This is a genomic window from Pararoseomonas baculiformis, assembly GCF_017813395.1.
Taxonomy (GTDB): Bacteria; Pseudomonadota; Alphaproteobacteria; order Acetobacterales; family Acetobacteraceae; genus Roseomonas; species Roseomonas baculiformis.
This window is the reverse complement of record NZ_JAGIZB010000008.1, coordinates 184,422-196,532: the sequence shown is the minus strand read 5'-3', so window position 1 is coordinate 196,532 and position 12,111 is coordinate 184,422. Positions and strand designations below refer to the sequence as shown.

13 protein-coding genes and 2 tRNA genes are annotated in these 12,111 nt (G+C 69.8%); 11 read left to right on the top strand and 4 right to left on the bottom strand.

Going from position 1 to position 12,111, the window contains the following annotated elements:
- Nucleotides 1-47: 47 nt before the first annotated feature.
- A complete protein-coding gene (locus J8J14_RS10695) occupies nt 48-926 on the bottom strand; it encodes an N-formylglutamate amidohydrolase (RefSeq protein WP_209379484.1) in 879 nt (292 codons plus the stop codon).
- Between the two features lie 142 nt (nt 927-1,068).
- Here J8J14_RS10695 and J8J14_RS10690 point away from each other — a divergent pair.
- Nucleotides 1,069-1,143: transfer RNA gene (locus J8J14_RS10690), tRNA-Val, on the top strand.
- A gap of 202 nt (nt 1,144-1,345) precedes the next feature.
- A complete protein-coding gene (locus J8J14_RS10685; protein ID WP_209379483.1) occupies nt 1,346-1,630 on the top strand; it encodes a PilZ domain-containing protein in 285 nt (94 codons plus the stop codon).
- Nucleotides 1,631-1,772: 142 nt separating this feature from the next.
- Here J8J14_RS10685 and J8J14_RS10680 read toward each other — a convergent pair whose 3' ends face one another.
- Nucleotides 1,773-1,940, bottom strand: coding sequence for a hypothetical protein (locus J8J14_RS10680; protein ID WP_209379482.1), 168 nt, complete (start codon nt 1,938-1,940; stop codon nt 1,773-1,775).
- A gap of 227 nt (nt 1,941-2,167) precedes the next feature.
- Here J8J14_RS10680 and J8J14_RS10675 point away from each other — a divergent pair, with 227 nt between their 5' ends.
- Nucleotides 2,168-3,223, top strand: a complete 1,056-nt coding sequence (locus J8J14_RS10675; RefSeq protein ID WP_209379481.1) for an SAM-dependent methyltransferase — start codon at nt 2,168-2,170, stop codon at nt 3,221-3,223.
- A 64-nt stretch (nt 3,224-3,287) separates the two neighbouring features.
- Here the strand turns inward: J8J14_RS10675 and tyrS are convergent, their stop codons facing one another.
- Nucleotides 3,288-4,511, bottom strand: coding sequence for a tyrosine--tRNA ligase (gene tyrS / locus J8J14_RS10670; RefSeq protein ID WP_209379511.1), 1,224 nt, complete (start codon nt 4,509-4,511; stop codon nt 3,288-3,290).
- Between the two features lie 55 nt (nt 4,512-4,566).
- Here tyrS and J8J14_RS10665 point away from each other — a divergent pair, with 55 nt between their 5' ends.
- Complete coding sequence (locus tag J8J14_RS10665; protein ID WP_209379510.1) at nt 4,567-5,673, top strand: anhydro-N-acetylmuramic acid kinase; 1,107 nt, start codon at nt 4,567-4,569, stop codon at nt 5,671-5,673.
- A 247-nt stretch (nt 5,674-5,920) separates the two neighbouring features.
- Here J8J14_RS10665 and J8J14_RS10660 read toward each other — a convergent pair whose 3' ends face one another.
- Nucleotides 5,921-6,589 (bottom strand): alpha/beta hydrolase, encoded by a 669-nt coding sequence (locus J8J14_RS10660; protein WP_209379480.1) that lies wholly within the window; start codon nt 6,587-6,589, stop codon nt 5,921-5,923.
- A 443-nt stretch (nt 6,590-7,032) separates the two neighbouring features.
- On the opposite strand from J8J14_RS10660, the gene J8J14_RS10655 reads away from it, so the two are divergent.
- The 7 genes from J8J14_RS10655 (at nt 7,033) to J8J14_RS10625 (ending at nt 12,083) form a co-directional block, all read left to right on the top strand.
- Nucleotides 7,033-7,494 (top strand): Rrf2 family transcriptional regulator, encoded by a 462-nt coding sequence (locus tag J8J14_RS10655; RefSeq protein WP_209379479.1) that lies wholly within the window; start codon nt 7,033-7,035, stop codon nt 7,492-7,494.
- A complete protein-coding gene (locus tag J8J14_RS10650) occupies nt 7,491-8,570 on the top strand; it encodes a cysteine desulfurase family protein (RefSeq protein WP_209379478.1) in 1,080 nt (359 codons plus the stop codon). The genes J8J14_RS10655 and J8J14_RS10650 overlap by 4 nt, the downstream gene beginning before the upstream one ends.
- Before the next feature lie 57 nt (nt 8,571-8,627).
- On the top strand, nt 8,628-9,851 hold the full coding sequence (locus J8J14_RS10645) for a cysteine desulfurase family protein (RefSeq protein ID WP_245215638.1): 1,224 nt from the start codon (nt 8,628-8,630) through the stop codon (nt 9,849-9,851).
- Nucleotides 9,852-9,860: 9 nt separating this feature from the next.
- On the top strand, nt 9,861-10,187 hold the full coding sequence (locus J8J14_RS10640) for a ferredoxin family 2Fe-2S iron-sulfur cluster binding protein (protein ID WP_209379477.1): 327 nt from the start codon (nt 9,861-9,863) through the stop codon (nt 10,185-10,187).
- Nucleotides 10,187-10,879 carry a thiaminase II gene (gene tenA / locus J8J14_RS10635; protein ID WP_209379476.1) on the top strand — a complete coding sequence of 231 codons (693 nt, stop codon included), beginning with the start codon at nt 10,187-10,189 and terminating at the stop codon, nt 10,877-10,879. Before J8J14_RS10640 ends, tenA begins: the two co-directional genes overlap by 1 nt.
- On the top strand, nt 10,876-11,976 hold the full coding sequence (gene mnmA, locus J8J14_RS10630) for a tRNA 2-thiouridine(34) synthase MnmA (protein ID WP_209379475.1): 1,101 nt from the start codon (nt 10,876-10,878) through the stop codon (nt 11,974-11,976). The genes tenA and mnmA overlap by 4 nt, the downstream gene beginning before the upstream one ends.
- A 30-nt stretch (nt 11,977-12,006) precedes the next feature.
- Nucleotides 12,007-12,083 (top strand) — tRNA-Met (locus tag J8J14_RS10625).
- Nucleotides 12,084-12,111: the final 28 nt, after the last annotated feature.

Genomic DNA, 12,111 nt, shown 5'->3' with positions numbered 1-12,111 from the left:
CCTCTTTTTTTGCCCGGTTTCCGGCAATTCCGGTGGGCAGCCCCGGTTCAGGCGCGGAGGAAGGACCAGTCCTCGGCAACCAGGTGCGACACCAGCCGGTCCATATCGGCCCGAAGGTGATCGAGGCCGGGCAGGCGCTGGATGCGGCGCTCATCCATGTACAGGCTGCGGGCAATCTCCAGCTGGATCGCGTGCACCCCCTCTCGCGGGCGCCCGTAATGGCGCGTGACATATCCGCCAGCATAGGGATCGTTGCGGCGCAGGCGGTAGCCTAGGCCCGTGAGCGTCTCCTCCAGGATCCGTGTCGCGCGCGGCGCTGCGGAGGTGCCATGGGCATCGCCAAGGATCATTTCCGCCGCCCTGCCATTCTCGCCCGGAAAGCTGGGCATCGAATGGCAGTCGATCAGGAGGCAGCAGCCGAAGCGCTGCACCGTCTCATGGATCAGCCCGTCCAGGGCGGCATGATAGGGTTCCCACAGGTCACGGATCCGGGCCACGGCCTCCGCGAAGGAGAGGCGGCGGCGATAGACGCTCTCGCCGCTGGCCACCACGCGGGCAATGGTGCCGAGCCCCGCGCCAACCCGGGGCGAAGCCGTGTTGACGAAATCCGGCAGCGGCTCGTCGAACATCCCGGGGTCCAGTTCCCAGGGCTCGCGATTCGCGTCGCAGTAGACCCTCGGGAAGGTGGCCGCCAGCAGTGGCGCGCCGAGGGCAGGAGCGCCGGCGAAAAGCTCCTCCACGAAACCGTCCTCGGAGCGGCGGAGCGCCACGGGATCCAGCCGGCTCTCCGCCAGGAAGGCCAGGGGGTAGTGGCGCCCCGAATGGGGCGAGGCGAGGATGACCGGCGAGGCCTGGACCAATGGCCGTTGCAGCAGGAAGGGTGGCGGAGAGGCAGCCTCGGCAGGGGCGGGGATCGGCAGGTCCATCTCCCCCCGAATCACCACAGCGGCGCGCCGCTGTCACGCGCCGAACCAAAATTTGCCCCTTCGGGGTTGCCGCGCCCGATGCGGCAGGTTAAAGGGGCCGCCCACGACGATGGTTGAAGCCATCGGAGCGGACCCGGCGGATGGGCGCATAGCTCAGCGGGAGAGCACCACCTTGACACGGTGGGGGTCACAGGTTCAATCCCTGTTGCGCCCACCATCCGCCCCCTCGTCCCCATCCTTCATCTCTGCCCGAAGCACCGAAGCGCACGGGGCCGACCGCCTCCTGCGCGCAGAATGCGTTTCCCGTCTCCCGACTCTGAGAATTTTCATCTCCATCGCGCCTTTGCGACTGGGAAACGACGTCGTTTCGTGGGACAAGATGCGGCAACGAATCCCATTTTTGAAATCGGCGGTTGGAAATGACGGAGCACTTCCAGGGCGAACGGCGGCATGGCAACCGGCAGCTGATGATCAAGCTGGGCGGGCTCTGGCTGGGCGAGGATTGGATGCCCTGCGTGGTGTTCGATCTTTCGCCGCGGGGTGCCCGCGTTCACCTCGGCACGCCATGCTCTGTCTCGGATGCCGTTCTGCTGCGCCTTCCCGATGGCACGGTTCGCGAGGCGCAGCGTCGCTGGCAACGCGACGAGCAGGCGGGCTTCGAATTCCTTGAGCCGGTACAGTCTAGCGAAGCTGTCCTGCACTGACAGAGCACCGCGGGGCAGCCAACTCGCTGACTTTTCGCGCCCATCATCCCTGATAATGGTTTGAACTCAGGAAGGCTGCCTGAACGCCTTCCCTGCATCCTCCCTCCTACGGGCAGTCCTTCCCTGGCGGCGAAGGATAGCCTCAGGCCTGCAGGGAGAGATGGGCCAGGTAGATCAAGGTCCAGAGCATGGTGGAGAGGCCGGCGATCGCGCAGGTGCAAAGCCAGGGCTGGTAGCGCTCCACTCCGCCAACGGCCGCCTCATCGGTCGCGATGCTCGCCTGATTCCATTCATCGACCACAAAGGACAAGGCGCGCACTCCGTTTAGCGGTGCTGGACAGCAAGCCGCGACGTTTCCGTGCTGATGTTCTGAACCAAAAAACGAGCGTGGGAAACGAAAAAGTTTCAACGAAGTGCCAAAATTGAGATTGCTGTGGCTCCTGGGGCCGCAGCAGGATCACCTCGCCCATCACGGCCCCTATCGATGCCACACCACGCATATCGACCGTCCTACGCGGGCCGGGGTATGGTCGCGACATGAGCAGCTACCCGAGGCAGGGCTTGGAATGGGCCGAGCTGGGCAACCCTGACGCCGAAGCGCCTCTGCCGCCTGAGGCTGTCATCTGGGCCTTCCGCCTGCTTCTCGGGAGGGAACCAAGCCCGGGTGAGATCCACGCGCATCGTGGCCACGCTTCGCCGGCCGCGCTCAGGCGCGCCCTGCTGCCGGAGGCCTATTCGGCACCGCTCTGGCTGCTCGCGCGGCCCTCATCCCCGCTGATTCCCTGGCGGCTGGAGCCACCATCCCTGGGGCGCCCGGTCAGCCAGCTCTGCACCGCCGCGCAGTTCGACGAACCCGAATATGCCGCCTGGTGCGCGGCCATCGGGGAGGCGCCGCGCCCGCACCGAAAGCAATGGGAGTTCTGCTGGATCCTGGCCGCACTCCAGGCCGCGGGTGCGATCCGGCCTGGCGCCTGTGCCCTGGGCTTCGGCGTCGGGACCGAGCCGCTTCCTGCGATGCTCGCGGCGCAGGGCGTTCAGGTGACCGCCACCGACGCACCGGTGGATCTGATCGCCGGGGAGGGGTGGCAGAGCACGAATGAGCACGCGTCGGATCTGATGGCGCTGTTCCGCCCTGGCCTGGTCGAGGAACGCGCCTTCCGCGAGCGCGTGGCCTTCCGCCCCGTGGACATGAACGCCATCCCGCCGGATCTGCGCGGGTTCGATGCCTGCTGGTCGTCCTGCTGTTTCGAGCATCTGGGAGGGATCGAGGCAGGGCTGGACTTCGTGGAGAACAGCCTGGAAACGCTGCGGCCCGGCGGCGTGGCGGTGCACACCACCGAGTTCAACCTCGGTTCGAACGACGCCACGCTGGAAACCCCAGGCCTGTCCTACTTCCGCCGAAAGGACATCGAGCGCCTGCTCGAGCGGCTGGCGGCACGCGGGCACATGATCTGGCCGCTGAACCTGCATCCGGGCGATTCGCCCCTGGATGCCCATATCGACACGCCGCCCTATGCGCTTCCCCACATCAAGCTGGAGGCGCTGGGCTGCGTCAGCACCTCGGTCGGAATCGTGGTGCAGCGGGGCGGCTGACGCGGCCTCCCGCATCCGGGCCCCGGCTGGACAGGAGGAGGCCGTGCCTCCCCCTGGCCGATGCTCATCCGGCCCGGACCAGCACGTGCCGCTTCCGCCCGGCGGAGAGCTTCGCCGCGCCATCCCGCAGATCCGCGCCGGTCACCTCACGGGCGATGTCGGTCACCACCTCGTCGTTGAGGCGCAGTCCGGACTGGCCAACCAGGCGGCGGGCCTCGCCCTTGCTGGCCACAAGCCCAGCGGCCACCGCCAGGTCCAGCAGGCTGGCCGGCAGCGTGGCCGTGATGCTCGGCAGCGTCTCGGCCGCCTGGCCCTGCTCGAAGGTGGCCCGCGCGGTCTCGGCCGCGGCCTCGGCGGCATCGCGCCCATGCAGCAGGGCGGTGGCCTCCGTCGCCAGGATCTTCTTCGCCTCGTTCACCTCCGCGCCCTGCAGCGCCGCCAGCCGGTCGCATTCGCCGATCGGCATCTCGGTGAAAAGGCGGAGGAAGCGGCCGACATCGGCATCCTCGGTGTTCCGCCAGAACTGCCAGTAGTCATAGGGCGAGAGGCGCTCCGGGTTCAGCCAGACGGCGCCGGAGGCGGTCTTGCCCATCTTCGCGCCGGAGGCGGTGGTCAGCAGCACCGTGGTGGCGCCGAAAACCTCCGCCGCATCGGCGCGGCGGTTCAGCTCCACCCCCATGATGATGTTGCCCCACTGGTCGCTGCCGCCCAGCTGCAGCGCCACCCCATGCCGCCGCCGCAGCTCCAGGAAGTCGTAGGACTGGAGGAGCATGTAGTTGAATTCGAGGAAGGAGAAGGCCTGCTCCCGCTCCAGCCGCATCCGAACGCTGTCCAGCGTCAGCATCCGGTTCACGCTGAAATGCCGCCCGACCTCCCGCAGGAAGGGGATGTAGGCCAGCTCGTCCAGCCATTCCGCATTGTCCAGCATGATGGCGTCCGAGGGGCCGTCGCCGAAGTTCAGGAACGGGGCGAAGCTGCGGCGGATGCCGGCCTTGTTCACCTCGATCTGCTCGTCGTTCAGCAGCGGGCGCTGCGTATCGCGGAAGGAGGGGTCGCCGATCTTCGTCGTGCCGCCTCCCAGCAGCGCCACGGGCCTGTGGCCGCATTTCTGCAGCAGCCGCAGCAGCATGATGGGCAGGAGATGGCCCACATGCAGGCTGTCCGCCGTGCAGTCGAAGCCGCAATAGGCCGGAAGGACCCCCTGTGCCATGCGGGCGGAGAGGGCGGCCTCGTCCGTGACCTGATGGAGGTAGCCGCGCTCGCGGGCGAGATGCAGGAAGTCGTTCATCAAAAGGTCGCTCAGGTTCCCAAAGCGGGCCGGCCGTAGCACAAGTGTCGCCATGCTGCGAACCATCGGGCTGATGAGCGGCACCTCGCTGGACGGGGTGGACGCCTCCTATGTCGAGACGGATGGGGAAAGGATCGGCCGCTTCGGCCCTTCCGTGACCCTCCCTTACCCGCCCGCCCTGCGCCGGGATCTGCGGGCCCTGCTGGACGCGGCCCCCGGCCTGCATGCCGAGGGACGCCTGGCGGAGGACCCGGGCATGCTCGACTGCGCCCGCCGCCTGACCGAGCGCCATGCCGAGGCCGTCGAGAAGCTGGGCATGCCCGCCGATCTCCTGGGGTTCCACGGACAGACGATCCTGCACCGCCCGTCCACCCGCCCGGGAGAGCGGGGCCATACCTGGCAGATCGGCGATCCCGCCCTGCTGGCGAAGCGGGTGGGCGTGGATGTCGTGCATGACTTCCGTTCGGCCGATGTCGCGGCGGGCGGGCAGGGGGCGCCGCTGGTGCCGGTGTTTCACCGAGTGCTGGCCGAATCCCTGCCCAAGCCGGTCGCCATCCTGAATCTGGGCGGGGTCGGCAATGTCACCTGGATCGGACCGGACGGGGAGCTGATCGCCTTCGACACCGGGCCCGCCAACGGCCCGCTGGATGACTGGGCCCGCCGCTCCCTGGGCCAGGACTACGACCGGGATGGCCGGCTCGCTCTGGCCGGCCAGGCCGATGGTGCCGTTCTCGGGCGACTCATGGCTCATCCCTATCTTTCAGCACCGCCGCCCAAATCCCTGGACCGGCTGGATTTCGATCAGGCCCTCCGAGACTCCGGGGCCGGGGCGCTCTCCCCGGCCGATGGCGCGGCGACGCTTGCGGCCTTCTGCGCGGTCTGCGTTGGCGCGGCCGCACGGCACTTCCCCGATCCGCCGGTTCAGTGGCTCGTCGCGGGCGGGGGCAGGCGGAATCCGGCGCTGATGCGGGCTCTTTCCGGCATGCTGGAGGCGCCGGTTCGTCCGGTCGAGGTGGCGGGCTGGGACGGCGATGCGCTGGAGGCCCAGGCCTTCGGGGTGCTCGCGGCCCGCGTGGCCCGTGGCCTGCCCCTGACCTTTCCGGGCACCACTGGTGCCCCCCGGCCCATGACAGGCGGGCGGCGGGTGCCGGCATACGCCTGACCATTCTCCCAGTACTGGCGACCTGCGCGGCGCAGGCGCCATGCGGGCGTGCCGCCCCGCAGATCCGGGCGGAAGCACGTCGCGACAGGTGCTATGGCCGCGGCGCGCCGCCCGGCTGCCCGCGCCCGCTCGATGCGGCAGGAACCACCCGCGCAAAGAGAGGCGGCCGGCCACCAAAAGAGAAGGGCGGCGCCCGTCGCCGGGTGCCGCCCCTGTTTCGTGCGGTCCGGTTGGGACCGGCTGGCGCTCAGTCCGCCGCCATGGACATGCGCGCGCGGTTCAGCACCGTCATCACATGGTCCTGGGCGGCATCAGCCACCTTCTCCGTCTGCTCCGGCGTGAAGATATGGCCCGCGCCGGGCATAGTCCGGTAGTCGATCTTGATGCCCTTCTGGGTGTTCAGCTTGTCCACAAGCTTCCGCACGGAGGGTTCCGGCACCAGCTCATCCGCCTCGCCATGCAGGATCAGGCCGGAGCAGGGGCAGGGCGCCAGGAAGCCGAAGTCGTAATGGCTGGCCGGCGCCGCGATGGAGACGAAGCCCCCCATTTCGGGGCGCCGCATCAGCACCTGCATGCCCACATAGGCGCCGAAGGAATAGCCCGCGACCCAGAGCATCGAAGCAGCGGGGTTCACGGCCTGCAGGAAGTCGAGCGCCGCCGTCGCGTCCGAGATCTCGCCGATTCCACCGTCATACCGGCCCTGGCTCTTTCCCACTCCGCGGAAATTGAAACGCAGTGTGGAAAAGCCCATTCCGCGAAAACGCTCATAGAGCGCATGCACCACGCGGTTGTTCATCGTCCCGCCATGCAGCGGATGGGGGTGCAGGATCAGCGCGGTGGGAGCATTGGGCTGCTTGGCGTGGTGGTAGCGACCCTCGAGCCGGCCATCAGGGCCGGCAAACATCACCTCGGGCATCATCACCTTCCGCCCCGTAGGGCGTTTTTCTGGGGCGGGCCGGATCCCCGCGGAATCAACCGAAAGGAGCCGCCCCACCTGTTTCATCACCGCTGGCATCCCACTGCCGCAGACCGGATCCGGGCGGATCGGGACCCATCCGCGCCCCGAGGGGGCTTGCGGGCGGGACCCGTTCCGCCGAATGGATCCCCGGCCAGGAAGCACGGCATATCGGATACCGTCCTGCGCGAGGGGAAGCCTCGCGGCAGTTATCGCGGTTCCGGACCGGGCCTTTGGGATACCATGTGCCCCACACGGCCTTTCAGCCGAGAGGACTTGCGCAATATAGGCAGTGCGTGGCGGATTTCATAACCAAATCATGGCAGGGCATCACCTTTCGGCGCGCATGGCTGCCGGTGGCAAGTTTCCGGGCCTTCTCCTGACCCGCCGGCGGCAGGGCTAGGATGCGGCTGTCCACCCGTGGCCGCTATGCTGTCACCGCCCTGACCGAGATGGCGCGCCGGGATGCTGAGGGCAGCGGCGCCCCGGTCGCCCTGGCCGAGATCGCGGGGGCGCAGGGGCTTTCGGTCGCCTATCTGGAACAGCTTTTCGCGCGGCTGCGCCGTGCCGGCCTGGTGCGTTCCGCCCGTGGTCCCGGGGGCGGCTACCGCCTCACCCGCCCGGCCTCGGCCATCAGCGTGGCCGAGGTGGTGGAGGCCGTGGAGGACACCATTTCCGCCGCGCCGGAGGCAGGAGACTCGGACGAGATGGCACAGGACCAACGCGATCTCTGGCGTGCCCTGGCCGAACAGGTCCGTCTTTTCCTCTCGGCGATCAGCCTGCAGGACGTGGCGGAAGGCCGGACGGCGGGCCGGGCCGTTCCCGTGCCGGGAGGCACCCCGCCCGCCGGAGAGGAGCCCGGGTGAACCTCTACCTGGATGCGAACGCCACGGAGCCGCTGCGGCCGGAGGCCCGTGCGGCCGCCATCGCGGCGATGGACCTGCCGGGCAATCCCTCCTCCGTCCACGCCGACGGAAGGGCGGCGCGGCGGGTGCTGGAGGAGGCGCGGGCGCGTGTGGCGGCCCGGTTCGGCGCGCAGGCACGCGATGTCGTCTTCACCTCCGGCGGCACGGAGGCGAATGCCATGGCGATCGCCGCCCTGGGGCGCGGGCGCCGGGTGCTGGTGGGGGCCACGGAGCACCCCGCGGTGATGCGCGCGGCCGGGGACGCCACGGCCATCCCGGTCCTGGGCGATGGGAGGCTGGACCTCGGGGCGCTCGACTCGGCGCTGGCATCCGGGGGCCCGGCGCTGCTTTGCCTGATGGTGGCCAATAACGAGACAGGGGTGATCCATCCGGTGGCGGAGGCGGCGGCGATCTGTTGGCGGCACGGCGCTCTCCTGCACCTGGATGGTGTGCAGGCTGCCGGAAGGATGGTGCTGGACTTCCCCGCCCTCGGTGCGGAAACCATGGCCATCTCCGGCCACAAGCTAGGCGCGCCCAAGGGCGCCGGGGCGCTGCTTCTCCGCCCCGGGCTCGATCTTGCGCCGCTCCTGGCCGGGGGCGGGCAGGAGAGGGGGCGCCGCGGCGGGACCGAGGCCCTTCCCGCCATTGCCGGGCTCGGCGCGGCGGCGGCGGCGGCGGATCCTGCCGCGGCCGCACGGCTGGCCTTCCTGCGGGACGCCATCGAGGCCGGGCTGGGCCTGCCTGTGGCGGGGGCAGGGGCGCCACGGCTGCCGAATACCAGCTGCGTTGCCCTGCCCGGAGCAAGCGCCGAAACCCAGGTCATCGCGCTGGACCTGGCGGGCATGCGCGTCTCGGCCGGCGCGGCCTGCTCCTCGGGCAAGGTGGCCCGTAGCCCCGTGCTGGAGGCCATGGGGCTGGAGGAACTGGCCGGAGAGGCCATCCGTATCTCCCTGCCCTGGAACGCCCCGGAGGATACGGCGGCGCGTTTCCTGGCCGCCCATGCGGAAATGCGGGCACGGCTTGCTCGCCAGGGCTGAACAGGGAGCGCACCGGGCCTGCGTCGCTGGGCCTCGTCCTGGGCGGGCGGATCGCCCATGTTCGCCAGCATGAGGGATGCCGCCAACCGCCCCGCCTATCTGGACAATCACGCAACCACGCCTGTGGACCCGCGCGTGCTGGCCGCCATGCGCCCGTGGTGGGAGTTGAACTACGCCAACCCCGCGAGCATCGAGCATGCGATGGGCCGGGAGGCCGAGGAGGCGGTGGAGGAAGCCCGCCGCCACATCGCCGCACTGATTGGGGCCGAGGCGCGGGAAATCATCCTCACTTCCGGCGCGACGGAGGCCAACAACCTGGCGATCAAGGGCGCAGCGCGCTTCGCTGCGCCCGAGGGCGCAGCGCGCTTCGCCGCCACCCAGGGTCTGGAGCGGCGCCGGATCGTCACGGTCGCGACCGAGCACAAATGCGTGCTCGAGAGCGTGCGGGACCTGGAGGCCGAAGGCTTCGAACCCGTCATCCTCCCCGTGGACGGGAACGGAATGCTGGCGCCGGGAACGCTGCGGGAGGCGCTGGAGGTGCCCACCCTGCTGGTCAGCATCATGGCGGTGAACAACGAGATCGGGGTGGTGCAGGACCTCGCCGCCCTTTCCGCCGTGGCGCGGGAAGCGGGGGCGCTCTTCCATACCGATGCCGCCCAGGCAGCTGGCCGCGTCGTGCTGGATGTGGAGGCGATGGGGATCGATCTACTCTCCCTGTCCGCCCACAAGCTCTACGGCCCCAAGGGGATCGGCGCCCTGTATGTCCGCCGGCGCCCGCGGGTGCGGCTGGCGCCGCTGATCTCCGGCGGCGGGCAGGAGCGGGGACTCCGCTCCGGCACCCTCGCCACCCCGCTGGTGGTCGGGTTCGGGGAGGCGGCGCGGGTCGCCCGGCTGGAGATGGCGCTGGATGAGGGCCGGATCGCCGGGCAGCGCCAGCGCTTCCTGGATGCGCTCTCGGCCGGCATCCCCGGGCTCCGCGTGAATGGCCATCCCGAGCGGCGCGTGGCCGGGAATGTCAATATCACCCTGCCCGGCGGCGTGGATGCCCAGGCGGTGATGGCGGCGGCGCCGGGGGTTTGCGTCTCCACCGGCAGCGCCTGCTCTTCCGCCAGTATCGAACCCTCCTATGTCCTGCGGGCCCTCGGCTTGCCGGAGGCGGAGGCACGCGCAACCTTGCGGATCGGGATTGGTCGCTTTACCTCGCCCGCCGATGTGGACAGGGCGGCGGCGGAGCTGGCGCGTGCCTGGAATCTGGTTCGCGAACGCGCGGCCGCCGAGTAGGAGAGATCGATGCCGAAGATGACCTTCGTCGAGCGTGACGGCACGCGCCGCGAAGTGGATGCGCCGCTGGGTCTTTCGGTGCTGGAGATCGCCCACAAGCATGGCGTGGACATCGAGGGCGCCTGCGAGGGCAGCCTGGCCTGCTCCACCTGCCACGTCATCGTGGACGCGTCCTGGTTCGGCAAGCTGGAGAGCCCGACCGAGGACGAGGAGGACATGCTCGACCTCGCCTTCGACCTCCAGGAAACCAGCCGGCTGGGCTGCCAGCTCATCATGACGGACAAGCTGGACGGGCTGGTGGTGAAGCTGCCCGCCGGCAGCCGCAACGCGGGCTGATGAACAGGATCGCGCCCTACGGCGCCGAAGGTGGGCTGTTCCGGGCCCTGCGCACCGGGGCCGCGCGGCAATGGGATGCCTATTGCTGGCATCCCTTCGTGCAGGGGCTGGCCGAGGGCACGCTGCCCCTGGCCGCCTTCCGCCGCTACCTCGTCCAGGACTATCTCTTCCTCGTGCAGTTCGCCCGGGCCCAGGCCCTGGCGGTGGTGAAGGCCGAGAGCCTGGAGGCCATGCGGGCCAAGGGTGCCGTGGTGCAGGCCATCCTGGACGAGACAAAGCTGCACCTTGTCTATTGCCGCGAATGGGGCCTGGACGAGGCCGCCGTGCTGGCCGAGCCGGAGGCGCCGGAGACGGTCTGCTACACCCGCTGGGTGATGGACCAGGGTTTCCGGGGCGATATCCTGGACCTCGAAGTGGCACTGGCGCCCTGCACCATCGGCTATGGCGAGGTGGCCATGCGGATCGAGGCCCATCCCGGCCGGGTGCGCGACGGCAACCCCTATGAGAACTGGATCACCCAGTATGCCGGGGCCGATTACCAGGCCGTGGCGCGCGGGGCGGCGGATCGGCTGGACCGGCTGGGCGAAAGCCATGGCGGGGCGGCCCGCATCGCCTCCCTGACCCGGGTCTTCGCGGAGGCGTCCCGCCTGGAAGCCGATTTCTGGCAGATGGGGCTGAACGCAGCGCCATGAGGATCATGGTCGCCATGTCCGGCGGCGTGGACAGCAGCGTCGTCGCCGGGCTCCTGGCGGAGCAGGGGCATGATGTCATCGGCGCCACGCTCCAGCTCTACGACCATGGCGCGGCGGTGCAGAAGAAGGGCGCCTGCTGCGCCGGCCAGGATATCCATGATGCGCGGGACGTGGCGGACCGGCTTGGCATCCCCCATTACGTTCTGGACCGGGAGAGCCGCTTCCGCGATGCGGTGATCGGCGATTTCGCGGACAGCTACGCGCGCGGGGAGACGCCCATTCCATGCGTCCGCTGCAACCAGACCGTGAAGTTCCAGGACCTGGTGGCCCTGGCGCGGGATCTTGGCTGCGACGCGCTGGCCACCGGCCATTATGCGCGCCGGGTGGAGGGCCCCGGAGGGCCCGAGCTGCACCGCGCAGCCGATCCCGCCCGGGACCAGTCCTATTTCCTGTTCGCCACCACGCGGGAGCAGCTGGGCTTCGCCCGCTTCCCCCTGGGCGACATGCCCGACAAGGCGGCGGTGCGGCGCGAGGCGGCGCGGCTCGGCCTCGCCGTGGCCGAGAAGGCTGACAGCCAGGATATCTGCTTCGTGCCAACCGGTCGCTACCACGACCTCGTCGCCAAGCTTCGGCCCGAGGCGGCACAGGCCGGGGAGATCGTGGACACCGCGGGCCGCGTGCTCGGCCAGCACCAGGGCATGGCCCGCTACACGGTGGGGCAGGCGAGGGGACTCGGCCTGCCGGGCGATGCCGGCCTCCGCGTCGCCGCGCTGGATGCCGGCCGGCGCCGCATCGTCGTGGCGCCTGCCGCCTCCATCCCCGTTGCCGAAGTGCCGGTCGCGGAGGTGAACTGGCTGATGGATCCGCCCGCGGCGCCGTTCCGGGCCGAGGCCAAGTTCCGCGCCCGCGAGGTGCCGCAGCCCGTCACCGCCGAATGGGACGCGGCTTCCGGGCGCCTGCTGGTGCGCCCGGACACGCCGGTGATCTCCGCCCCCGGCCAGGGCTGCGTCCTCTATGATGGGGACCGGGTTCTCTGCGGCGGATTCATTCGTGCAACCCGCGCCCCGGTGGTTGACGCGGAAGCGCCGGCAGCCTAATTCGCGGCACCCCGGCAGGTGGCTGTTTCTGGCGGGGTAGCTCAGCTGGTTAGAGCACGGCACTCATAATGCCGGGGTCACCGGTTCAAGTCCGGTTCCCGCTACCACCTTCAGCCACCTGCCGGATTTCCCCAT

Coding starts and splice junctions, on each gene's coding strand:
- J8J14_RS10675 (WP_209379481.1), top strand. CDS start 2,168: ATGAGCAGCTACCCGAGGCAGGGCTTGGAATGGGCCGAGCTGGGCAAC.
- tenA (WP_209379476.1), top strand. CDS start 10,187: ATGAACAGGATCGCGCCCTACGGCGCCGAAGGTGGGCTGTTCCGGGCC.
- J8J14_RS10695 (WP_209379484.1), bottom strand. CDS start 926: ATGGACCTGCCGATCCCCGCCCCTGCCGAGGCTGCCTCTCCGCCACCC.
- tyrS (WP_209379511.1), bottom strand. CDS start 4,511: ATGAACGACTTCCTGCATCTCGCCCGCGAGCGCGGCTACCTCCATCAG.
- J8J14_RS10645 (WP_245215638.1), top strand. CDS start 8,628: ATGTTCGCCAGCATGAGGGATGCCGCCAACCGCCCCGCCTATCTGGAC.
- mnmA (WP_209379475.1), top strand. CDS start 10,876: ATGAGGATCATGGTCGCCATGTCCGGCGGCGTGGACAGCAGCGTCGTC.
- J8J14_RS10660 (WP_209379480.1), bottom strand. CDS start 6,589: ATGCCCGAGGTGATGTTTGCCGGCCCTGATGGCCGGCTCGAGGGTCGC.
- J8J14_RS10655 (WP_209379479.1), top strand. CDS start 7,033: ATGCGGCTGTCCACCCGTGGCCGCTATGCTGTCACCGCCCTGACCGAG.
- J8J14_RS10640 (WP_209379477.1), top strand. CDS start 9,861: ATGCCGAAGATGACCTTCGTCGAGCGTGACGGCACGCGCCGCGAAGTG.
- J8J14_RS10685 (WP_209379483.1), top strand. CDS start 1,346: ATGACGGAGCACTTCCAGGGCGAACGGCGGCATGGCAACCGGCAGCTG.